A 21,700-nucleotide genomic window follows, 5' to 3' on the forward strand; every position below is an offset into this window, starting at 1 on the left:
AATGAGCTGAGGAGATTCTTAGTTTATATAGTCAATTTACTTGACAACATAACCGAGAAGATCTTATGCTTATGTAGTCAACTAAATTGACTATTATAGTTCGAGGTGGGGGAATGGAAATGTTACAAGAAGCATCAAACCAATTGGAGGAGAACAAGGATCTGGTTCGCCGTTTTATCGAAGGCTTCTGGAATGAGAATCGTACGGAGTTGGCAGCAACGATGCTCAGCACCGATTATAAGGATCATGCGTATACACCAGGGACCAAGGACGGTCTGATCGGCATGTCCCGTGTACTGCTTGCGGCGTTCCCGGACCAACAATCCTCGATTCAGAGCATCGTTGGCGATGGGGATCGAGTCGTCGCAAGGCTTGTGCTGCGAGGGACTCACCAAGGGACCTTTCGAGGAGTAGAGCCGACGGGGCTGTCTGTTGAGGTCAATCTATATCGGGAATACCGCTTGGAGCAGGGCCTTATTGCCGAGCATTGGGCGCTTTTCGACACAGCCGCTTTACTGTCGCAAATCGGCGGTACATTGAATCAACAAACCGTATGCCAAATCAAGCGAGGCTAGGTGATCTGTATATCACGCCCATAAAGCGTTATAATGGGAGTGAAACAGAGGTGAGTATAGTGGCTAAGAAAAAATGGCAAAACGCCGCTCCCGCGCCATCAGCCGGGGAGAAACCGGCAACGCTCAAGGATATGCTGAATCCGGATATCGTGAACAAACTGAAGTCACAAGCGGACGCTATGAAAGCGGAAGAAGCACAGCGCAAAGAAGAAGCTAGGAAGCAGGCGGAAGAAGCCCGCAAGGCGGAAGAGAAGCGGCTGGAAAACGACTTTGAGCATCTGCTGAATAAAAGCAGTCTGGACTGGCGCAAGCATAAATAGCAATGAAGATGTACGTACTGTGTCAAAGAAAAGGTTGGATAGGGGGATGCCTCTGTTCAACCTTTTTTGATGTGAGCGTGCCCAGAGACACGCAACCTCCAGCCGGTGAAAGTCCGGTCGCAGGAGGGGCAAGGACCTTCGCGGCTTGATTATTTGCTTATGGGCGATATGTGCGCACGTAAAAGCGTATCGACAGAAGTTGCTGTCAGAGATCAATGGGTAGATGAATTCCAATTTGTGGTAGTATGTATATGTGCATGTAAGTTATTAATGAAGCATATACGTTAAAACGGCAATAATGGGAATTACATTTGTGATAGGGAGGAAGAGTCCTACTGTGCGAAGTAAAAAATATTGGATCCTTCTACCACCATTCCTGTTGGTTGTAATATTTCTAGCATTTTATTTACCTCGGGAATTAAGACCTTTTACATTGATTGTAGCCGTAGTATTTTGGGGCACATATGATCTTTGGGAATATATTGAGAACAAAAACAAACAAAAAAAGAACGATTAACCCGTACACCATTTTCGGTCTATTCACTCTGAATCCGTACCCGACGGTATAAACCACAGGTCACGAAAACGCACCCAGCCTAGCGACTCTAGGGAAATACCGCGGATGGACGGGTGGAAGGCCGTTTTCAAATGCTTCCGGTATAGAAACAGGAGGCTGTGCCGGTGTTTCAGCATCGTTTCCATTTCTACAAAATGGCGCGCTCTCTCGCTTGCGTTTGACTCCGTCAGGATATGCTCCAGCTTGTCGTCCATCCAATTCTTCACATCCGGCATGGCGTGCTCCTGCATGCTCTTGAACAGGTCGATCAGACGCAGCTCACGGTGCTCATCCAGCATTACGGCAAAGAGCAATAGGTCCGCCGACATGCGGGTTTCCCCTTTGAACTCCTCCGCAGGAAGGAGCCGGATGTCCAGTTGTATGCCCGCTCGCCGGCATACTTCCTGTACGGCCCTAGCATCGAACTCGTACTGCGGGATCGTCGCAAGAATAAGCGTCTCTCCCCTGTAGCCCGAGTTAACGAGCTGCTGCTTAACATCGTTGACACACTTCGGCAGCGGCCTAGCGGCTGTCTCTTCCAGCTGCGGCCAGAAGCTGTCTCCGCCTTCGATGACATCCCCCGAAAGCAGCTCCAGCAAATAAATGCGGTCTAATGCTTCATCCACCGCGGCGCGTAGGACTTCGTTTGTGAGGGGGCCTTCCTTCTCTTCGTTGACGGTGATGAATTTGCACGTCATGCCGGATTGCCGGACCTGCCGCCAATTCTCCTCCATGTCCGGCATTCGGGCATTATGCATGACTTGAAAAGCAGGCAGCGGCGCAGAAGCGTCATGCTGCTCTCCCTCAGGCAAGCTCCAAACCTCTACCCGGTCCAGAAAGCCCCGCCCTTGAAAATAACTCGGGAATGCTTCCAGCACCCAGATCCCCTGCTCTTTCCCGGCAAGCCGGAACGGTCCTGTACCGACTGGCGACAAGCCGAAATCTCCGCCTGCCGCTTCACAGAAGTCCTGCGGAACGATCGAGGCCCGATTTGTTGCAAGGAAGGGGAGGAAGGCTTCATTGCGCTTTGCCAGATGAATGCGAACCGTCGTATCGTCGGGCGTTTCGATGGCTTCGATCCCGGCATAGGCCCAGCTGTAGAGACCTCGCTGCGCCATTCGCTGCAGTCGCTCCAGTGAATATTTGACATCGCCCGAGTGCATGTCCCGGCCATGATGGAAGCGGACGCCTTTGCGGAGGTAGAACGTCCATGTTGTCCTTGCTGCGTCTGCTTCCCACGCATGGGCCAGATGAGGCAGCACGGACTGCCCTTTATAATCGATGCGGACAAGCCCGTCGAATAATTGATTGACCAGATGGGACTCTCCTGTGAAATGGATGGCCGCAGGGTCCAGAGAATGAATCGTCTGCGGCAGCGGGAAACGCAGGATGTCCATTCTGCGCTGGCCCTGAATTTCCGAGTGAAAGCCGAATTGCTCAGAGAGCCAGTCCTGGAATTGTCCGCGGATACCGGTTGAAGAATTCTCGGTGTGCAGGAGGTCCAGCGCGGATCGCAAGTTTTGCTTATCGACCATTTCCTGCGCTTCTTCAAGGATGACCCGTTCCCGGCTGGCGGTGAAGATCAAGGTGGAGCGGTTGCTGCGGCCCTTTTTCGGAGTCCAGACGAGCCAACCCTCCTGCTGCATCCGTTTGAGAAGCAGCACCATATTGCGATGGGTGCAGGTTAATAGATCGGCCAGCTCCTGAACGGTAATATCCAGAGGTGTATCTTCGGAAATATCGGGAAAAGCGTTGCGCAGAGCTAAATAGTGACGACGTATTTTCATAAGAATCACCTGCATGTAAAATATGAAATTTTTAAAATCAAACTTGCACTTTTTCTTCTTGTTTTCAAGGTTACAATAAAAGGGAGGAAATAACAAACCGCCTCTGATGCAGGCGAATGGAGTGAACAGACATGAGAGATCCGGCACCTTGGCAAAAAAGGTACGGCAGACTGCTGCTGCTATCAATTTTGTTTGGAGTTGTCAGTCAGTATTTATTTATCGACAAGATGCCAGGCATATCGGTCGTAGTAACGGTGGCAGGCTTCTATGGGATCTATGCCTATGCGATTCGAGGCAGACTCGGGGGCTTCGATAAATGGCGGGGGCAAAGCTTGGCCAGCTGGGCGCTGCTGCCGGTTATTGCGCTGCTTGCACTGACCTATGTGCTGTATGACAACAGATTGTTTGCTTTTCTGAATCTATTTGCCTTGCTGCTTCTAGTGTTGGGCCAGACGGTCATTATGACCCGCACAAGCACAAATCCTTGGTACCGCTGGCCGTTCCTTCAGGAGCTTGTCAGCCAAAGTGTGGCAAAGCCTCTTCGTTATCTAAACGTTCCATTTCGAATGATCAAGGAGCTGTTTCCTTCAGGTAATGGGAAGCATTCGGAACGGGAGTCCAATTGGGGCAAAATCAGGCAAGGGCTGCTCGGATTGCTGCTGGCGCTACCCATTCTGTTCGTTGTGGTTGCCCTGCTGGCTTCGGCCGATTCCATCTTTCAATCGTGGGTAAGTGAGGTTCCCCAGTGGTTGAGCGGAATTTCGATCGGTGATGGCATTGCGCGAATTGCCGCAGGTTCCTTCATAGCGCTTTATACGTTTTGTTACATATGGGGACTGCTCTTCCCTCTCATCAAAGAAAGGGCAGATGCAGCCTTAGAATACTCCGCTTCGGACGCGGATCCGGTTATCAATCTGAGCATGAGCCCCATTACGGCGGCTGTGCTTCTCGTTAGTGTGAATAGCGTGTATGTGCTGTTTGCAGCGATTCAGTTTTCTTATTTATTTGGCGCAGCGGATGGAATGCTGCCTACGGGCGTCGCTTATGCAGAATATGCGCGAAGAGGCTTCGCTGAGCTGGTTCTTGTTGCGCTGATCAATATTGTGCTGCTGCTTGGGGGCCTGCGTTTGATTGAGGCAGGAGGCAGAGCCGCGGAGCTGCTGCGTAAGCTCCTGCTCAGCATGCTGGTGGGCTGTACGCTTGTCATGCTCGTTTCGGCATACAGCAGGCTCTCGCTCTATGAGCATGCCTACGGCTACACGCAGTCCAGGCTGCTGGTTCACGGCTTCATGCTCTACTTGGCTGTGCTGCTTCTAATCGCCTTGTGCCGGATATGGAAGGAACGCTTTTCTCTAGCAAAAGCGACCGTCTGCATATCCGTGGCGGCTTACTTGATCATGAATTACGCGAATATCGACGCGAGGATCGCTTTGAATAATATACAGCGGTTCGAAGAAACGGGTGTTATCGACATTCCGTATCTAAGCAGGCTTTCGGTTGATGCTTTGCCCGCAATAGCGGAGCTGCAGTCCCGTCATCCGGAGCTGCTCACATTGCAGCCTGTTCTGAAGCGAATGCGGACGGCTTCGTCTGATGAGCATACATGGGCATCATGGAATCTTTCGCGATGGAAAGCCCATCGATGAGCGTTCGAAAAATCTATATTGGGATATAAAGGGAAAAATGGGCCAAATTCCGAACGAATCGGCATCATATCTCGTCTAAGTAGGTAAACATGATGTGATAAAGGTCGGTGAGACGATGCTGGCTTGGAAAGCCTGGTTGGGACGAATGTTTCCCTTTTTGTACCACGTGCGCATTTGGCAGCTTCAAATGGCAAGAAGATGGCGCGATTCGCGAGCCGGACTGCGGTTCGCGTCGCTGCAATCGGAGGCGAGATATCCGTATCTATGCAAAAAGCACAAGTCTGTGCTTCGCCGCAGGCTGGCAGGCACGGACCCGCAGCTGCAGGAAAATAAAATTGTCAACTTGCGGCTGAGCCTTCCGCTTGTTCACGGCATCGTGATTCGGCCTGGGGAGACCTTCTCCTTCTGGAACCGGATTGGCAAGGTCACTGCGGCAAGAGGGTTTCTCGATGGCCTGGTGCTATCCCGTGGAGAAGTAACCAGCGGTACGGGAGGAGGTCTTTGCCAGCTGGCGAACATGCTGTTCTGGCTGGCGCTTCATTCTCCGCTAACCATTGCAGAGAGACATCATCACAGCTTCGATATGTTCCCGGATGATCGAAGAACGGTGCCATTCGGGAGTGGGACCAGTGTGTTCTATAATTATGTAGATTTGCGAATTTATAATGGAACGAATACCTCGTACCAGATTCAGCTTCAGCTAACGGATGATTTTCTCGTCGGGGAGCTGTACAGGGAGACGCTGCCTGAAGCGAGCTATCGGGTGGAAGAGCGGGGGCATCGATTCTTTGAGACAAAGGGCCGATGGTACCGGCAAAATGAGATTTGGCGTCTGACCGTGCAGCCGTCGGGCTCTATCATGAAGGAAGAGAAGATTATAGACAATCTTGCGGAAGTCAAATATGCGCTGCGCGCTGTCAACTCGGAATGAGGCGTGAAGCGACACACTCAGTTGATCAAATTCCAGATGTGAGTGGTGTAAGCAGGTTGCCCGGTTAGGTCGAGATGACCTTGGGCAGCCTATCTTTTTGCCAGGGGATATCGTATCATTTGGTTGAAAGCCCTTGAAATGGAGGATATGGGATGCTGGTTGAGATTTGGTCGGATGTGATGTGTCCGTTTTGTTATATTGGCAAGCGCCGGTTTGAAGCCGGACTGCGACAGTTTGCTCATCAAGAGCAGGTCGAAGTGGTGTATAGAAGCTTTGAGCTGGATCCTGGCGCGCCGCGTGAATCTGAAGTTGATGTACATGGCATGCTGGCGGCTAAGTACGGCATGAGCCGTGAAGAGGCGATCGCCATGAACGAACAGGTTGGCAGCCAAGCTGCGGAGGAAGGCTTGACATACCGTTTTGACACGATGGTTTTGACCAATACATTTGATGCACATCGGTTGATTCGGTTCGCCGCAAGCTCCGGTAAAAGCGCAGAGGTAGCGGAGTTGTTATTTCGGGCTTATTTTACCGAATCGAGGCATATCGGCGATTACTCCGTGCTGGCTTCGATCGCAGAGGAGGCCGGACTCGACCGCCAAGCAGCCGCGGCTATGCTGGAGAGCGGTCAGTACGGAGACGAAGTGCGTGCAGATGAAAAGCAGGGAGAGAAGCTCGGTATTCGCGGTGTACCGTTCTATGTAGTGAATCGCAAATACGGCATATCCGGCGCACAGCCGAGTCAAGTCTTCCTGGATGTGCTGGAGAAAGCATGGAGCGAGAAGCACTCGCAAGCTGAATAGACAGAAAGAGACCCGCTGGCTCGAAGCCGGCGGGTCTTAAGTTTTATATTTTAAAGGGGGTCATCTATAGAATAGCCCATTTACATTAAAGCCAGATGAAAAACACATTTCATTTCGATTACAAATTTAGGATGTAGAGGATTTCAATCTGTGCCAAGTCCATATGAGGAATGCGATCAGTACCATACCGCCGCCCACCAGGCATACGCCGCTCCAACCTGAAATACTCCAGGCATATCCCCCCGCCGATGACCCGATTGCTCCGCCGATGAAGGAGCTGACCATATAGATCGTATTCAATCGGCTTCTGGCTTCTGGAAGCATACCGTAGATTCTAGCCTGATTGGATACCTGGGCGCCTTGAATACCCAAATCCAGCAGGATGACGCCGATAGCCAGCCCCCAGATGGAAGTCCCGAATAACTCAAAACCTACATAGGAGACAAGGGCGGTTGCTATCATGAAACCCACCATACTAGCAGGTCTTAGTCGGTCCGCTAATCGACCTATGACGGAAGCTGCGGCAGCCCCGACAACACCAACCAATCCGAATAGCCCGGCAACACCGCTGCCGTACCCATAGTCAGGTCCCTCCATAAAGAAAGTAAGTGAAGTCCAAAACACGCTGAATGAACCGAACATGAACACTCCGATCAAGGCGGCTTCTCTCAGTGTCCGTTGCTCCTTAACTAAGGTGCCCATGGACTTCATCAAGTCGGGATATGACATTTGAACGTCGGGCTTGCTCACGGGAAGCACACGAAATACGAGGAAAGCCAGTATGAACATAAGTAAAGCGGCGAGGCCGTACATGAATCTCCAGCCCAGCCATTCTCCCACCCACCCTGATACGGTCCTCGCGAGCAGAATACCGATGAGCAGACCGCTCATGACGCTGCCGATTACTTTGCCCCGCTCATGGGGAGCTGCCAGCTGCGCGGCGAGAGGGACGATCATCTGCGGTGCTACGGTTGTGATCCCGACAGCGAGGCTCGCTGTATACATCCAGGCTAGATTTTGAGCGGAAGCTACCCCGATGAGAGAAATACCGACCGCTAACAAAAGCAGCCCGATCAGCTTGCGTCTCTCCCGAATGTCTCCTAATGGAATAAACAAAAACATGCCGGCCGCATATCCGATCTGCGTCAGCATGGAGACAAATGAAACGTGTCTTGCATCGACATCGAAGCTTCTTCCGATATCGGCGAGGAGCGGTTGATTATAATACAGATTGGCGACGGTCAAGCCGCACGAAACCGCCATGAATATAATGAGTGCTTTGGACAAAGGCTTCGTTTGCCGAATCGTTTGCCCTGAGTGAAGGGCAGTACCCAATTGCGCCATGATTAAACTCCTTCCTGATTGACAGTTTCAGTATTATAGCATGGCGGCATATAGGGGGCAATGAACAAAAGCGGCATGGAACAAACTAAGTCAGTAAAGCAAGCATAATCACATCTAGAAACGACTTGGTCACTTCATGAATCAAATACTGCTTTAGCAAACCCTCTTCGACAAAGCCACCTGAAAATTAGCTTAAAATTCTGGCTCGTTTGTGCTCCTCCAATAGACATATTCGGTTGAAATCGTTTTATCGAGGTATGAAATGGTTAGACTGAGGAACAGAAACAAAAGTGATGGAGCTGACGGACGTATGAGTAACGATAACTTAATAGTCAATCGCATCAAGATGAATTTGTCATCGTCGGCCGATTTAAACGTTCAGCATGTAGACAATGGCAGCTTTGAGATGGATGTCCTCTTTCTAGGCTCCATGATTGAAGCCCAACAGATTCAGTCGTTTGTTTCGACCCCACTCTTACGAAGCGACAGCTTTGAGCGATTCAAGACAGCTTTCCTTGCTTTCGGCGCCGAGTCTATTGAGGATGTATCGGAGATTGTGCCCCGGATGCTTAACGGATATGTTATCGTTGTGTACTATTCGGAGGTATACGGCCTTCCGATCAAGAAAGCGCTGAATGATTCCCCCGAAGCGACACAAACGGAAAATACGGTGCTTGGCCCCAATAAATCGTTCACTGAAAATATAATGGTCAATATGGCTATCGTTCGCTCCAGATATTTTCGAAAGGAACTGTCTTCGCAAGAATTTGATATTGGCTCTGTGACGAAAACCTCGGTCATGATGATGTATGACGCTTCATTTGCCAACGAGGAGCTTCTTAATAAAGTAAGGAGAAGACTTTCTGAAATCGAGGTTGACGTTCTTCAGTCGGCAGGACAGCTTGAAAAGCTCATTAATAAGCAAAAATATTCTTTATTTCCTACGATGATGATCACGGAACGTCCTGACCGTGTCGTACTAAATCTAGCCCACGGCAAAATCGTGCTTTTTATTCAGGGTACCCCGTTTGCTCTGATTTTACCGGCTGTGTTCTTCGATTTTATGGCTGCGATGGATGATCTGTACCAGTCATTTTGGATTTCCCGAGCTTTGGTCGTTCTGCGTTATATAGGCCTGTTTATTACTATTTTGCTGCCTGCAATTTACGTATCTATTGTTTCGTACAACCCGGAGTTTTTCAGGGTACAGTTGACCCTATCTATCTCGGGGAGCCGCGCAGCCGTTCCTTATCCCTCTTATGTTGAGGTTGCGATTATGTTATTTATGATTGAAGCCTTGATGGAAGCCAGCTTGCGGCTTCCCAAGTTTATTGGGTCAACAGCCACTACGGTCGGAGGACTTATTCTTGGACAAGCAGCCCAACAAGCCGGACTAGTTAGCAGCATTATGATCATTATTACGTCCGCCGTAGCGATTTCAAACTTCGTCATTCCCATTAATTCCATGAGTTTTGCGATGAGGTTCGTTAAATATATCCTGATTTTGCTAGCATCCTTTTTCGGATTGATCGGTACCATGGCAGGTCTCTTTATGCTAATCGGCTATCTGGCCAGCCTGCGCAGCTTTGGCGAGCCCTATTTGAAGCTTTTTATTGGAGAAAGGAATGTGAGTTTCCCCAAGTCAGAAGGTGATACAGATTAATCGCTATTATTATTACCCTGTATTGATGTGTATGCTGACCAATACCATCTTGTTCATCCCCAGCATACTGATGAAGCATCGTTTTAGCGGAACCATTCCTTCTATGCTCTTAAGTGTGTTGATTGGTTCCGTGCTGACTTATTTGTTCACCCATGCGATGATGACATTTAACGGTAAAGGTATCCCCGAAATCCTCGAGATGTTCCTGCCAAAATGGGTGAACGCCGTACTCCTGATTTATTTGGGCTTCATGTGGTTTGCATCGGGAGGGCTGGTTGCGGTTTCTTACAGCCGAATCCTTCAGCGATTTGTGAATCCGGATTTGAATTTGTTCCTGTTGATTGCTTTTCTCGGCATAGCCTGCGGTTGGGTAGCGACGAACGGCAGCAGAAGCGTTATGTACCTGATGGAAATTGTACTCCTCCTGAATCTGCCGATGATCGGCTTCATTTTATTTAAAACCGTTACCAACGAGAATATGGACTGGGATGCGGTCCGGGTCATGATACACTACGTTTGGCAATGGCCGAATTGGGAGTCTCTAGCGGCATCCACCTATGTATTTACAGGGTATATCAACTGGGCGATCTTCAATAGAACCTTTCGAGTGGACGGCAGGCTCTCCTTCTTATGGATCGTAACACTCACAGGCACATTAGTGCTGACCTCAACCTTTATCATCCCGATTGGTTTCTTTGGAACTTTAGGAGTTGATGATTTTATCTATACCTGGGTGAGTACGGCGGATTCCATGAGAATGGAATTTGGTTTTGTAGAGAGAGTCTTGTTCGTGTTTCTGCTGCTCTATCTGAACGTCGCTATGTTATTTATCACAGTAACCTGGCATGTAGGAGCAGAGCTTATGAAGTCTGTAATCCCTAAGAAATATCAGGAGTATGCAGGGCGGAGGCCGCGAATGACTTCTGGGGTCATCATTGCTGTGTTTTTGCTTCTCTCGGAATGGACCGCGCGAATGTTTGATGAAAAGCACTACATGATGCTTACTTCAGCATGGTTTCAGCTTCGCCTGCCGAGTGAGGTAGCTTTAGTCTTGCTCATTTTTTGGCTGGGAAGAAGGAGTAAGTCATGAAACAATGCTTCCTTGTGTTTTTGCTGCTATGTATGTTTGCGGTCAGCGGTTGCGGTTTTAAGGACATAGATAAACGCTTTTTCGTGCTTGCAATAGGCGTGGATCAATCGGATAATCCCGATAAGCCCTATCATGTATCGCTGAAGCTTGGTATTCCCTCGCCTAAGATCGAACCCGGGCAAACCAACAAGTTCCAGCTAGTTACCCAGGATGCTGAGAGCATTACAGAGGCTATCCGACTGTTAAAATCGAAAGTGGATAAGGAACTTGATTTTGGTCATGCTAAAATGTTCGTATTTGGAAAAGAACTCGCCAATAAAAATATAGAGAGTCCATTGGATTGGTTTGTGCGAAGAAGAGATATTCAAATGATCGGTTTTGTGGCCATCGGAGAACCGACGGCGGAAGAGGTGCTAAATTCAGGAGCTATCTCAGAACGTCTTCCGGCTAATGCACTTTTTTTGAGCTTTGATCGGGAAGGGACGGAATCCTCTTATATTATGACGGAGAATTTGTCTGACTTTTACCGGCGCTTTACGGAAAGAGGGAAGGATCCATATCTTCCGATCATTCGCCCGGTGAAGGATACGTTCGAAATTGACCAGGTTGCCGTACTGGATAAGCAGAAGGTAAAGATCATACTGGATACCGAAGAAACTCGGGTCCTCAATGAGCTAGTCAGAAATTTCGAAAAAGTGGACATTCATACCAAAGAAGACAGTGATTCGTTTGATATAGCAATCAATCACTTAAAGACAAAATTCAATATCTTGGACGGAGCGAATGCAGACCTGCCAAAGCTTCAAATCAATGTTCAAGCAGACGGCATGATCGAAGAGGCAAGCCGCCAAATGTATGACGATAATTGGCATGTGCTTGAAGAAATGGCTGAGCGGCAAATGAAGCAGCGAGTTAAAAATTTAATGTCTCAGCTTCAGGAGAACAACGTCGATCCTATCGGATTCGGGCTGCGTTACCGGGCGATGGGGCACACGAGCAAGAAGGAATGGCAGCAGTGGCAGGAAATGTACCCGAAGCTTCCAATTGATATTAACATGGAAATGAAAATACTAGGATCAGGTGTAATTAAATAGCTTTAAAAGCTTGACGTGAAACCAAATGGTTTCATATAATGGATTCATGCAAGAGAGCCATTAGGAAAATGTGGAGGGACTATAAGTGGATAACAGCCAACAGCAGACATTAACGGATATTCGAAAGACCCTTATTCTAAACGCATCGATTCAAAAGGTGTGGAGTGCAGTAGCGACCTCCGAAGGTATCGCAGCATGGTTTATGCCCAATGACTTTCAACCTGAGGTAGGCTATGAGTTTCATCTTGAAGCAGGTAATTTCGGTAAATCGCCGTGCAAAGTGACGGAACTTGATCCTCCGAACCGCTTGTCCTTCAAATGGGGGAAGGATTGGACGCTTACTTTCGAACTAGTTGCGCTGGAGGGCAAAACAGAATTTACCTTAATCCATTCCGGTTGGAATGCTGATATGGTTACGGAATTTGGTCAGCCTCACTCGGTCGTACGCGGCCACATGGATCAAGGCTGGACAGGCATTGTTCAGAAGCTGTCTTCCTACGTCGAGGCTTAAGATGGCCGAACCGTCTCCGAAGCATGACGTGTTCCAGGCTATCGCCGATCCGACTAGGCGCAGCTTGCTTCAGCTGCTGGTTGACAAGGAGATGCCGGTCAATGCCATTAGCGGCCATTATCCAATGAGCAGGACCGCTGTCTCCAAGCACTTGCGGATTTTGGCGGAGGCGGGGCTTGTCAAAGAGAGAAAGGTCGGCCGCGAGACGAGATATCGTCTGGAGCCGGAGCCGCTGAAGGAGCTGAAGCGGTGGCTTGCTTACTATGAACGATTCTGGGAGAATCGTTTGTCGGTGCTGAAGCACCTCGTCGAATCAGAAGAGGAGCAATAATGAGAAAGGCTTCCCGCTATCGGGAAGCCTTTCTCATTTCAAAAAACTCGCATGCGTTGCGATCGTAATAAGTAATCTCGCTTACTTTCGTCTGAACGACGACGGTCGTATCGCTGAACCGCAGAATCACCGCATTCGAGTCGACGATATGATCGTCCTTGAATATGCGTATGCTGGACTGCCGGTCTACAGCCTCCTGGAAGTCGGCGTCGGTGAGTAATCGATGGTTACGTGACATGTGCTGCAATCTCCTTATTCATGTGCTGCTACCTATTGTACCACAGGTTAAGGGCTGACTCGCCAAACCTCCTCACCCCATTCGTCTGTTCCCTGTCTGACCACCTCTAACGGAATCCCATACCCTTTATCAAAGGGAAGTCCGATATCTTGATCGCTCTGTCCGGTATAAAATTCATAAAGCGCTTTTATCCGCTTTCCACGCCTCCGTGACCCATTTTAGGCCATTCTCGGGGTCCCGATGCATCCATGCCGCGGCATATTCCTGAGCTGTTGATTGTTGTACCTAGTTAGACGATGGCTGCGGCTTGCGAGTTCAGGAGTCTCAGGTAGTGTCTGTACGAACGCCTGCATAGGCACCTGCATAGGATATATCACCTATATTGCAACTCATGAGAGGGTGATCCCTAGTGGATATTCAGCTGCTGCCGATTCATTGGGTGTATTTGGCGTTTATCGTTTTTATTCTGGCGCTGTTGATTAAGCGTCGCGATACGACAATGATCTGCGTTGTCGGTATTTTAGCATTGGGCTTCATGGCAACGGAAACAGTAAGCGGTTCCATCACAGGCATTTTTAACAGCTTCATCTATGCGACGAAGGAATTAATCGGAACCATCTTCATCATCTCCATTGTTGTGGCGATGAGCCGTGTGCTCATCGTCACGGGCATCAACGAGAAGATGGTCGCGCCGTTGACGCGTTTCTTACGTACGCCGGCGCTAGCCTTTTGGGGCATCGGCATTATTATGATGATCGGCTCTTGGTTTTTCTGGCCTTCTCCCGGTGTTGCCCTGATTGGAGCTGTACTGCTTCCGGTTGCCGTCCGCGTAGGCTTACCCGCGCTCGGGGCAGCAATGGCGATGAACCTGTTCGGCCACGGTATTGCGCTGTCAGGTGATTACATCATCCAAGGGGCTCCTAAGCTTACCGCAGATGCCGCAGGGCTGCCCGTCTCGGCAGTGATGGAGGCTAGCGTGCCGCTGGTCATTGTTATGGGGCTCGTGACAACAGTAACGGCATTCTGGATGATGCGCAGGGATATGAAGAACGGCACGTGGAGAGATGGACTTGTATCGTCCAATTCGGCGAATTCGCTTGATGGCAGTACGGGCCCAGTAGATGCAAGCTCGACGGAGGTCCAAGTGCATCTTCCGCAAGGCTTGAAGAAATGGCTTGCGGTTCTCATTCCTTTGTTATTCGCGGCAGATGTCATCGCCATGTTCCTCCTACATCTCCAAGGCGGGGATGCCACTGCCCTAATTGGAGGGACTGCCGTTCTTATTCTAGTCGCCGTTACTTTACTGGCGCACCGCAATCAAGGGTTGGAACAAACAACAGCCTATCTCATTGAGGGCTTTCAATTCGGCTTTAAGGTATTCGGACCGGTGATACCGATTGCTGCCTTCTTTTACTTGGGAGACTCGGCTTTCGGAGAATTGTTCGGGAAAGTGCTTCCCGAGAGCTCACAGGGGATCGTCAATGACCTTGGCGTAGCGCTTGCTCATACGGTACCTCTGAATGGGGCTGTAGGCGCTGTGACGCTCACCGTGACTGGAGCCATTACGGGTCTCGATGGTTCAGGGTTTTCGGGTATCTCACTGGCAGGGTCCATCGCGCATCTGTTTGCAACGGCTATCGGCTCCGGGGCTGCGACCCTCACGGCTTTAGGCCAGGTAGCGGCGATCTGGGTAGGCGGCGGTACTTTGATCCCATGGGCACTAATTCCGGCTGCAGCGATTTGCGGCGTGAGTCCGTTCGAGCTGGCAAGAAGGAACCTGGTTCCGGTGTTGATCGGGCTAACCGTGACTACCGTTGTGGCTATGTTCCTAGTGTAACGAGAGAGGAAGGGCAGTCCCCTTACGGAAAATATAGTGAAACACGTGGCTGCGGCGGTACTAACTTCTACGCCTTCAACTTCGACCCTGACGATCCGGTTGGGGAGACAGCTTGGCTCTATACAATGTAGATAACGTAATACCTCAGCCTCCCTTCGGCGAATCCCTTGGGAGGCTTTAAGGTGCTGTGCGTGTAGTATCTGTCTGTAAGCTGCGCATTCGTAGACAGGGCCTGCGTTTCGTAGGATAATAAGGAAACACAATGCCATGAAAGTATGTACCGGATGGAGATGGATGGGATGGAAGTGAATTTTTGCTTATCTTGCGGGACGGGGCTGGAAACTCGTGAGGTTGGAGGCGAGCAGCGCAGGGCTTGTCCTGCCTGCAGCTTTGTACATTGGGGTAACTACAGCATCGGCGTAGGAGCGCTCGTTATGAAAGAAGGCAAGCTGCTGCTAGTCCGCAGAGCGCAGAACCCCGGCAAGGGCAACTGGACTAACCCGGGAGGTTACATCGAACAGATGGAGCTAATTCATGAAACGATCAAGCGGGAAGTCATGGAAGAAACAGGCGTCGAAGCGACGGTAAAACGGATTGTAGCCATTCGCGACTTGCCCAGAAGCATACATAATCTTTACATCGCCTTTGAAATGGAATATGTAAGCGGAGAGCCGAAGCCGGATGATGTAGAAGTGGATGCCGCCGGATTCTATAGTCTGGAAGAGATGGCCTCCATGAATGTAGCTTCTTTCACCCGCTGGTTGGTAGATGTAGTTGTGCATGCCGATACAGAAGGATTAACAGTGGACGAGCATCCGATCGTACCTATGGATGGATACGGCTTGTACCGAGCCCCCGCCGCGAAATAAGGCTATGAATTTGTAAAATCAAGGAGGCTTTCTGCGATGATCATCAAGCTACGAGGCCATCACCTATTGTGTCTGCTGGGATTTCGGGGGATGGGCTATTCGCCGGAATTTTGCGTCAATATGACGAAAATCTATGAGACGCTTCGCAGTCAGCCCGAGACGGAGATTGAGATTGTCGAGGGTCCTGATGACATATGCGCTGCATTCCCTATCGGCGACCAGCGATATCATTGTGAGAACCACACGGTCCTCAGCAAGGACGCAGGAATTCTGGAGAGGCTTGGTATCAAGCTTGGCTCCAGCTGGAAGTGGGCGGATATTCTGGTGACAGTGGCTGCCGAATTACAACCCCAGGACATCGGCATAATCTGCGCGACATGTCCTTGGGAGCATTACGGCGTTTGCGCCGAAGGCGTCCGGCTCGTTACGGAAGGCCGGGAGCTGCCGCCGATTAAGAAATAATTGTGACGGAAAGCGAAGCCCCCTCCAGAACAAGTGAGTCCGCTGAACCTTTTAAGTGCTTTTATGTGCTTTTAAGTGGCCTCGATCAAGCTGGTGGGGCTTTTTGTGTTGCAACAAACTCGAAGCTCCTTAGCTGCATTTGATACCGAATGCTTTCACTGAGCCTCATTATCGAGATAAAATAAAGAAACGATAAATCCTGCTACTGGCGACCGTCCCGTTAGGACAACGAAGTCGATTATCCTTGAGTCACTAGAAATGAGGTGGTAGCTTATGCCTAACAAACCGATTGATTATGCTATATCAGAATATAAGCCTTACGGAATTTTAATATCGGGATACTACTCACGAGACAAGAATTATTCAGTTAAGCGGCCGTCGGGCACCATGGACTGGTTGTTGATGTATACAGTGGCGGGCGAGGGGATCGTTCAAGTGGAAGGAGAACGTATCGCATGTCGGGAAGGTGACGTTGCCATACTGCTGCCGGGCTTACCCCATCACTATGGTACTAGCCACGACAATTGGGAATTTGGGTGGGTGCATTTTATTCCGGACCCGCTATGGCTGTCCTGGCTTCGTTTACCGCAATTCGTAGATGGATTTATAAAAATGTCTTTAACAGATTTGGAATTGAGGACTGCTGTGGTTCAGGCATGGGAGCGTATGAATCGCTACAGCAGCCAAAGCAGTTCTACGATTCACACAAGACTGGCGATGCTAGCCCTTGAGGAGGGACTCCTTCATCTATGCTCGGCTTCGCCTGCAAATCTCGAAGAGACCATGGATTCCCGAGTTGCTGAAGCATTAACGTATTTGCAGCACGAATACCGGGAATCCGTTCGAATCCCTGAGCTTGCCAAACGATGCTGTTTGTCTCCATCCAGGCTGTCCCACTTGTTTAAAGAACAAGTCGGGGAGTCCATTCTGAATGTACTGCACAAGATTCGCGCTGAAAAGGCAGCGGAGCTCTTGGCTTGCACAACAAGGCAAATCTCGGAAATCGCAAATGATGTCGGTTTCGAAGGCACTGACCATTTCACGAGAGTGTTTCAGAAGGCTTATGGTCAAACGCCATCCCAATACCGCAAGATGAAGCTTGAACCGTCCGAGAGAGGACGATCATGAGATCAGGGTCGTGTATCTTACGGATAAAAGAAAGCAGGGTCCCTGCGTTGAAATAGCAGGATCGTACGGTTAGTTAGCAAGATCCCACCTTCATCTCGGCTGTATTTCAGCTGTATAATGACGATATTCAAATATCGTCTTTAGCAGAAAAAGGAGGATCATACTATGGAATATAAGACTCGGGTGTTAACGGAGGAGCAAAAACAGCAGTTTGAAACCGAAGGTTATTTGATTGTCAAAGGATTGTTTACGGCGGAGCAGCTGGCGGAAATCGATAGTACCTTTGAGGATATCAGCCATCAGGTGATTCCGGGGTATTTCGAGCCGGACCTGCTGCAGGAAGCGAGCGATCCTCTGAAGCGTTATCCGCGGGTCATGCATCCGCATCGGTTTCATGAAACAGCCAAACGATATATGCTCCATCAACCTGTTTTGGATGTACTCGCCGATTTGTATGGGGAAGAAGCACTGGCGGCGCAAAGCATGTTCTATTATAAGCCTCCGGGTGCGCGTGGGCAGGCGCTGCATCAGGATAACTTCTATTTAAAGGTCGAGCCGGGAAACTGCATTGCTGCATGGACGGCGATCGATCCGGCGGATGAGGAGAACGGCGGGCTGCTGGTTGTGCCCAAGACAAGCACGTATGAGATTGTATGTCCCGACCTGTCCGATGCCAAGGAGTCATTCACCACGCATTACGTGAAGCCGCCGAAAGATCAGAAGGCGATACCCGTAGTGATGGAACGGGGCGATGTGCTCTTTTTCAATGGGAATTTGATTCACGGCTCTTACCGAAATAAGACAAAAGACCGCTTCCGCCGCTCGTTCATTTGTCATTATGCGAACAGCTCGGCTATGCGAATTGCTACACATTATCGACCTCTGTTTCGTGCGGACGGCACAGCGGTGGAGCTAGAAACCAATCCGAATGGAGGTCCATGCGGCGTTGAGTACGATACCCCTTATGTCCACTAAGCGTGAGCCGCGGCTCGAAGTACTGATGTCCTGGTGGGGGATGAACGGACTGGGAGCCCATAATGGCGCCGGTGCCGAATGGAGCATGGAGGAGAAGGTGCGGCGCATTGCTGAAGCGGGTTACGACGGCATTAACGGCATGCTGCCTGAAGGGGAAGAGGCGGAAGAGTGGCTTCGGCTTCTGGAGACCTATCACCTTTCTTACAGCGTAAATGCGTATCCGAAAACAGCGGAAGAGCTAGATGCATTCCTTCACAAAGCAAAATTATTTGGCAAAGCCGACTTTGTTAACGTTCAGGTGATGAAGCCATTTCTGGTCGGGGAAGAGGCGGTTCGGCTGCTTGCCGAGATGATGGAGTTGTCCCGGTCTGCCGGCATCCCGGCATATATTGAAACACATCGCGGCACGATTACGCAGGATTTGCTTCGCACAGTGGAGTATGTTCAGGTACTGCCTGACCTGATGCTAACCATCGACTTCTCCCATTATGTCGTTGCCGGTGAAATGCGGACCGTGTCGGAGGAGGCAGATGAGCTTCTTCAGAAGCTGCTGCCCCGAACGAAGAGCATGCATGCTCGCATATCGAACGGGGAGCAAGTGCAGGTAGAGGTGCCGGTGCCTAGCTTCACCGGAGGTGAAGCGGCTGCTGCTGATATCGAGTTCGACTATGAAGCTGAACTGCCTATCTTGAAGCATTTTCAACACTGGTGGCTTGGAGGAATGCGCAGCTGGCGCCAATCGGCACAGGAAGGCGATGTGCTGCCGTTTGTTTGCGAGCTGGGTCCGCCGCCTTATGCGATTACGACACGAAGCCCGGACGGCGTGCAGCGAGAGGCGAGTGACCGCTGGACGCAAGCGCTTCTGTTTGCAAGAATGGCCCGATCCTTATGGGAACGGGCCTAGGTTTGGAGACAAGCTGTTCAAGCTTGTGAAGAACTTGTAATGGAAATAGCCTTAGTAATAATCAGAAGCCCTTGGGATCCATGGGCTTCTTCAGACTGTTGATAAAGCGGAAGTGAAGAGCTCAGTAGTTTTCGGAGAAGCGTAGCGGGTGCCTTTGACAGTTTTGTTATCACCTTAGAAGTTCTAAGTTCAATCGAATAACAAAATGTCAACAGCACTCGGAGGAAAAGCTGCTGAAGCTCGTAATGGACCTTGCTTTATCAACAAACTGAAGATGTTCATGAGATCCAAGGGCTTCTTCAGTTCATAGCTGTAAAGTGACCGCCATGGGCAGCCCTTTTTGAACAGCTGAACGATGATATTCTCACTTCGCTCTATGCTCTATGCCAACGCACCCATATCGGTTTGAAGCTCCAGCTTCTCCTGCTCGGAGGCGAGGGAGCTTCGAACCATGCGCAGCTCATCCATTGGCTGGAGCAGCGATTTTAGCGGAGCAGCCTCCTTCACAGGTGGCTGCAGCCAGGCATCGATGTCGGCTTCCTCCAAGATAGCGGGCATGGAATGGTGGTGAGGCGAGATGAGTGAGTTTGCCTCGGTCATCAGCATCATACAGGTACGCAGCTCTTCGCCGGAGGGAGAGCGCCATACATCATAAAGTCCGGCGATGCCGAAGGTGCCGCTGCGCATGTTAAAGCGGAACCACTGTGTCTGCTTGCCTGCGGTTTGGCTGATATAGAACCCGCTGCAAGGAATAACGCAGCGCTGCTTGCGGATCAATCGGTCAAAAGCCATATTGCGAAAGATGGATTCTTTATCGCCGCAAACAGCCTCCCGGGCCCAGAATGGCATCAGACCCCATCTGAATTCATCGAGTAGCCGCTCGGACTTGCGGTTCGAGACAATAGCGGACAGAGATTGTCTAGGTGAAATTTCATAGCGGTTAGAGCTATAGGATAGAAGCCGATCGATACGGAATTGGGTGCTAAGCCGGGATATGTCGGCAAGCATGGATATGGAAGTGCACATGGGTAAGACCACCTTATTCGATTTTGGCTATTATTACCTGTTTCCGCCAAAACCATGTATACCCAAAAGAAAAACCCGCATCCTATTCGATACGGGCTACAAAGCAAGCTGTTTCTTGATGGTTTCCAATAGGCTCGTTTCGCGAAACGGCTTCAGTACAAAATCTTTTGCGCCCGCATGAATCGCTTCGATCATTGTGGTCGAATTGGCATAGGAGGAACACATCACGACCTTGGCAGACGGATCAAATTCTTTGATCTTTTTTAGAGCATCCATCCCATTCATTTCGGGCATATACAGGTCCATGGTGATGAGGTCCGGCTTGTAAGTTTGATAGGATTCTATCGCTTCAGCCCCATTGGAAGCCTCCAGGACATGAAAGCCCAGGCTTGTTAACATTTGTTTGATCATTCCGCGAAGACTTGTTGCATCGTCAACAATTAAAATAGTTGGCTTCATGGCGACTGACTACCTCCTGTCCGATACTATAATATTCGGATGGGAGGCGCCATTTTGTTAGGGGTATGGATTGGTAAAAAAATACTCTGGAGATTTAATCGAAAACCCGTGAGTGAATGCGATTTTTTCCACAGCGCTTAGCGGAGTACAAGCATTCGTCCACATGCTGGAACCAGGCCTTCTTTAACATGCTTCGATTATAAGGAGCCAATTCTTCTCCTCCATAGCGAAAAGCCATATCGTCCGCGCTAAGCGTTTCCTTCACAATGGAACCGATCGTTTTGAGAACCTCGTCTCCGATCCAGTGTCCGTAGGTATCGTTTATTTTTTTAAAATTATCGATATCCATCAGGGCCAGCTCTAAGGAGGTGTCCGAGGAAAGATGGGAAATCAGATGGTCGGTATGCTCTTGAAATGAACGATGGTTAAATAGATCGGTCAAAGCATCAATTTTCGACATCCGGTCGACCATTACGCTGCGAACCAGCAGCTCCTGCTCTCGAACAATCGAATCTTTAAGCTGATTAATAATGTAATGTCCTTTATCCATAATGGCAAAGCACACAAAGGCTGTGGCCGTTACAATTGCTGCGTAGATAATGGCTTCAAACATAGTCAGATAGATGTCCTGAGTCATATTCCATGCGATCATTGCCGTCATATAAATAATACTTGATGAATAGGCGAAAATGATATGTTTTTTTTGAAAGTAAATAGAGGATAACACGATAGGAATGCACATTAGTTCGTACTTGTTCGTCAACTCGGGAATACACAGGATATAGATCGTGACCATAGTCGTTGCCCATAGGATCATGATAAAATCACTATAACGCTTCAGTGTATGGAGGCTGATGTAGCCTGCAGCCATTAACAGCAGCTGGAGACAGGATGGGAGAACCTGAAAGCGCAGCAAGCCATGCAGCCATTGATCCGGTGTTTGATACGCAATAACAATGAATCCGAAGGCAGCGGCGACTTCATAGATGAAAAAAATCCACCAAAAAATTCGAATGAGCTTCTTGTTCCAATTATGGTCATTGACGGGGAGGTCTTCCAAAGATGTTGAGCTCCTTTCCTTCTGTGAAGGACTGATAGATATGAAGTTGTTAAAACGGCTAGAATGCGTGTTACCGTTATTGTAAGAAAGG

At 49.6% G+C, this 21,700-nt stretch carries 22 protein-coding genes; 16 read left to right on the forward strand and 6 right to left on the reverse strand.

What is annotated here, in order from left to right:
• The first annotated feature begins 113 nt into the window (after nucleotides 1–113).
• Both L0M14_RS02040 and L0M14_RS02045 read left to right on the forward strand, forming a co-directional pair.
• Nucleotides 114–575 carry an ester cyclase gene (locus L0M14_RS02040; RefSeq protein WP_235120436.1) on the forward strand — a complete coding sequence of 154 codons (462 nt, stop codon included), beginning with the start codon at nucleotides 114–116 and terminating at the stop codon, nucleotides 573–575.
• Nucleotides 576–634: 59 nt separating this feature from the next.
• Nucleotides 635–895 (forward strand): YqkE family protein, encoded by a 261-nt coding sequence (locus tag L0M14_RS02045; protein WP_235122780.1) that lies wholly within the window; start codon nucleotides 635–637, stop codon nucleotides 893–895.
• A 540-nt stretch (nucleotides 896–1,435) separates the two neighbouring features.
• Here the strand turns inward: L0M14_RS02045 and L0M14_RS02050 are convergent.
• A complete protein-coding gene (locus tag L0M14_RS02050; protein WP_235120437.1) occupies nucleotides 1,436–3,238 on the reverse strand; it encodes an ABC transporter substrate-binding protein in 1,803 nt (600 codons plus the stop codon).
• A 131-nt stretch (nucleotides 3,239–3,369) separates the two neighbouring features.
• On the opposite strand from L0M14_RS02050, the gene L0M14_RS02055 reads away from it, so the two are divergent.
• The 3 genes from L0M14_RS02055 (at nucleotide 3,370) to L0M14_RS02065 (ending at nucleotide 6,618) form a co-directional block, all read left to right on the forward strand.
• The gene (locus L0M14_RS02055; protein ID WP_235120438.1) at nucleotides 3,370–4,884 is read left to right on the forward strand and encodes a DUF4153 domain-containing protein; all 1,515 of its coding nucleotides are present in this window, start codon (nucleotides 3,370–3,372) and stop codon (nucleotides 4,882–4,884) included.
• A gap of 94 nt (nucleotides 4,885–4,978) precedes the next feature.
• Complete coding sequence (locus L0M14_RS02060) at nucleotides 4,979–5,815, forward strand: VanW family protein (protein ID WP_235120439.1); 837 nt, start codon at nucleotides 4,979–4,981, stop codon at nucleotides 5,813–5,815.
• 152 nt (nucleotides 5,816–5,967) lie between these two features.
• Nucleotides 5,968–6,618: a DsbA family oxidoreductase gene (locus L0M14_RS02065; protein WP_235120440.1), complete on the forward strand. Its 651-nt coding sequence runs from the start codon at nucleotides 5,968–5,970 to the stop codon at nucleotides 6,616–6,618.
• A 126-nt stretch (nucleotides 6,619–6,744) separates the two neighbouring features.
• Here the strand turns inward: L0M14_RS02065 and L0M14_RS02070 are convergent, their stop codons facing one another.
• On the reverse strand, nucleotides 6,745–7,962 hold the full coding sequence (locus L0M14_RS02070; RefSeq protein WP_235120441.1) for an MFS transporter: 1,218 nt from the start codon (nucleotides 7,960–7,962) through the stop codon (nucleotides 6,745–6,747).
• Between the two features lie 310 nt (nucleotides 7,963–8,272).
• Between L0M14_RS02070 and L0M14_RS02075 the strand changes: the two genes are divergently transcribed.
• From L0M14_RS02075 to L0M14_RS02095, 5 genes are all read left to right on the forward strand, one after another.
• A complete protein-coding gene (locus L0M14_RS02075; protein ID WP_235120442.1) occupies nucleotides 8,273–9,625 on the forward strand; it encodes a spore germination protein in 1,353 nt (450 codons plus the stop codon).
• A gap of 31 nt (nucleotides 9,626–9,656) precedes the next feature.
• Nucleotides 9,657–10,715, forward strand: a complete 1,059-nt coding sequence (locus L0M14_RS02080) for a GerAB/ArcD/ProY family transporter (protein WP_235120443.1) — start codon at nucleotides 9,657–9,659, stop codon at nucleotides 10,713–10,715.
• Complete coding sequence (locus L0M14_RS02085) at nucleotides 10,712–11,809, forward strand: Ger(x)C family spore germination protein (RefSeq protein WP_235120444.1); 1,098 nt, start codon at nucleotides 10,712–10,714, stop codon at nucleotides 11,807–11,809. The genes L0M14_RS02080 and L0M14_RS02085 overlap by 4 nt, the downstream gene beginning before the upstream one ends.
• Before the next feature lie 85 nt (nucleotides 11,810–11,894).
• The gene (locus L0M14_RS02090; protein ID WP_235120445.1) at nucleotides 11,895–12,320 is read left to right on the forward strand and encodes an SRPBCC family protein; all 426 of its coding nucleotides are present in this window, start codon (nucleotides 11,895–11,897) and stop codon (nucleotides 12,318–12,320) included.
• Between the two features lies 1 nt (nucleotide 12,321).
• On the forward strand, nucleotides 12,322–12,651 hold the full coding sequence (locus tag L0M14_RS02095; RefSeq protein WP_235120446.1) for an ArsR/SmtB family transcription factor: 330 nt from the start codon (nucleotides 12,322–12,324) through the stop codon (nucleotides 12,649–12,651).
• Nucleotides 12,652–12,667: 16 nt separating this feature from the next.
• Here the strand turns inward: L0M14_RS02095 and L0M14_RS02100 are convergent, their stop codons facing one another.
• The gene (locus L0M14_RS02100) at nucleotides 12,668–12,889 is read right to left on the reverse strand and encodes a hypothetical protein (RefSeq protein WP_235120447.1); all 222 of its coding nucleotides are present in this window, start codon (nucleotides 12,887–12,889) and stop codon (nucleotides 12,668–12,670) included.
• A gap of 409 nt (nucleotides 12,890–13,298) precedes the next feature.
• On the opposite strand from L0M14_RS02100, the gene L0M14_RS02105 reads away from it, so the two are divergent.
• The 6 genes from L0M14_RS02105 (at nucleotide 13,299) to L0M14_RS02130 (ending at nucleotide 19,064) form a co-directional block, all read left to right on the forward strand.
• On the forward strand, nucleotides 13,299–14,726 hold the full coding sequence (locus L0M14_RS02105; protein WP_235120448.1) for a hypothetical protein: 1,428 nt from the start codon (nucleotides 13,299–13,301) through the stop codon (nucleotides 14,724–14,726).
• A 299-nt stretch (nucleotides 14,727–15,025) separates the two neighbouring features.
• A complete protein-coding gene (locus L0M14_RS02110) occupies nucleotides 15,026–15,595 on the forward strand; it encodes an NUDIX hydrolase (protein WP_235120449.1) in 570 nt (189 codons plus the stop codon).
• 36 nt (nucleotides 15,596–15,631) lie between these two features.
• Nucleotides 15,632–16,057, forward strand: coding sequence for a DUF1284 domain-containing protein (locus L0M14_RS02115; RefSeq protein ID WP_235120450.1), 426 nt, complete (start codon nucleotides 15,632–15,634; stop codon nucleotides 16,055–16,057).
• 273 nt (nucleotides 16,058–16,330) lie between these two features.
• Nucleotides 16,331–17,185, forward strand: coding sequence for a helix-turn-helix domain-containing protein (locus L0M14_RS02120; RefSeq protein WP_235120451.1), 855 nt, complete (start codon nucleotides 16,331–16,333; stop codon nucleotides 17,183–17,185).
• Between the two features lie 165 nt (nucleotides 17,186–17,350).
• A complete protein-coding gene (locus L0M14_RS02125; protein ID WP_235120452.1) occupies nucleotides 17,351–18,160 on the forward strand; it encodes a phytanoyl-CoA dioxygenase family protein in 810 nt (269 codons plus the stop codon).
• A complete protein-coding gene (locus tag L0M14_RS02130) occupies nucleotides 18,132–19,064 on the forward strand; it encodes a sugar phosphate isomerase/epimerase family protein (RefSeq protein ID WP_235120453.1) in 933 nt (310 codons plus the stop codon). Before L0M14_RS02125 ends, L0M14_RS02130 begins: the two co-directional genes overlap by 29 nt.
• A 381-nt stretch (nucleotides 19,065–19,445) precedes the next feature.
• Here the strand turns inward: L0M14_RS02130 and L0M14_RS02135 are convergent, their stop codons facing one another.
• The 3 genes from L0M14_RS02135 to L0M14_RS02145 form a co-directional block, all read right to left on the reverse strand.
• On the reverse strand, nucleotides 19,446–20,090 hold the full coding sequence (locus tag L0M14_RS02135; protein WP_235120454.1) for an SOS response-associated peptidase: 645 nt from the start codon (nucleotides 20,088–20,090) through the stop codon (nucleotides 19,446–19,448).
• A gap of 96 nt (nucleotides 20,091–20,186) precedes the next feature.
• Nucleotides 20,187–20,549, reverse strand: a complete 363-nt coding sequence (locus L0M14_RS02140) for a response regulator (RefSeq protein WP_235120455.1) — start codon at nucleotides 20,547–20,549, stop codon at nucleotides 20,187–20,189.
• A 94-nt stretch (nucleotides 20,550–20,643) separates the two neighbouring features.
• On the reverse strand, nucleotides 20,644–21,609 hold the full coding sequence (locus tag L0M14_RS02145; protein ID WP_235120456.1) for a diguanylate cyclase: 966 nt from the start codon (nucleotides 21,607–21,609) through the stop codon (nucleotides 20,644–20,646).
• Nucleotides 21,610–21,700: the final 91 nt, after the last annotated feature.

Origin of the sequence: Paenibacillus hexagrammi (assembly GCF_021513275.1) — a bacterium.
GTDB lineage: Bacteria > Bacillota > Bacilli > Paenibacillales > NBRC-103111 > Paenibacillus_E > Paenibacillus_E hexagrammi.

What these genes read in the sequence shown, in the direction of transcription:
- L0M14_RS02040 (WP_235120436.1), top strand. Translation starts at nt 114, where the DNA reads ATGGAAATGTTACAAGAAGCATCAAACCAATTGGAGGAGAACAAGGAT.
- L0M14_RS02050 (WP_235120437.1), bottom strand. Translation starts at nt 3,238, where the DNA reads ATGAAAATACGTCGTCACTATTTAGCTCTGCGCAACGCTTTTCCCGAT.
- L0M14_RS02055 (WP_235120438.1), top strand. Translation starts at nt 3,370, where the DNA reads ATGAGAGATCCGGCACCTTGGCAAAAAAGGTACGGCAGACTGCTGCTG.
- L0M14_RS02065 (WP_235120440.1), top strand. Translation starts at nt 5,968, where the DNA reads ATGCTGGTTGAGATTTGGTCGGATGTGATGTGTCCGTTTTGTTATATT.
- L0M14_RS02070 (WP_235120441.1), bottom strand. Translation starts at nt 7,962, where the DNA reads ATGGCGCAATTGGGTACTGCCCTTCACTCAGGGCAAACGATTCGGCAA.
- L0M14_RS02075 (WP_235120442.1), top strand. Translation starts at nt 8,273, where the DNA reads ATGAGTAACGATAACTTAATAGTCAATCGCATCAAGATGAATTTGTCA.
- L0M14_RS02080 (WP_235120443.1), top strand. Translation starts at nt 9,657, where the DNA reads ATGCTGACCAATACCATCTTGTTCATCCCCAGCATACTGATGAAGCAT.
- L0M14_RS02085 (WP_235120444.1), top strand. Translation starts at nt 10,712, where the DNA reads ATGAAACAATGCTTCCTTGTGTTTTTGCTGCTATGTATGTTTGCGGTC.
- L0M14_RS02095 (WP_235120446.1), top strand. Translation starts at nt 12,322, where the DNA reads ATGGCCGAACCGTCTCCGAAGCATGACGTGTTCCAGGCTATCGCCGAT.
- L0M14_RS02100 (WP_235120447.1), bottom strand. Translation starts at nt 12,889, where the DNA reads ATGTCACGTAACCATCGATTACTCACCGACGCCGACTTCCAGGAGGCT.
- L0M14_RS02110 (WP_235120449.1), top strand. Translation starts at nt 15,026, where the DNA reads ATGGAAGTGAATTTTTGCTTATCTTGCGGGACGGGGCTGGAAACTCGT.
- L0M14_RS02115 (WP_235120450.1), top strand. Translation starts at nt 15,632, where the DNA reads ATGATCATCAAGCTACGAGGCCATCACCTATTGTGTCTGCTGGGATTT.
- L0M14_RS02120 (WP_235120451.1), top strand. Translation starts at nt 16,331, where the DNA reads ATGCCTAACAAACCGATTGATTATGCTATATCAGAATATAAGCCTTAC.
- L0M14_RS02125 (WP_235120452.1), top strand. Translation starts at nt 17,351, where the DNA reads ATGGAATATAAGACTCGGGTGTTAACGGAGGAGCAAAAACAGCAGTTT.
- L0M14_RS02135 (WP_235120454.1), bottom strand. Translation starts at nt 20,090, where the DNA reads ATGTGCACTTCCATATCCATGCTTGCCGACATATCCCGGCTTAGCACC.
- L0M14_RS02140 (WP_235120455.1), bottom strand. Translation starts at nt 20,549, where the DNA reads ATGAAGCCAACTATTTTAATTGTTGACGATGCAACAAGTCTTCGCGGA.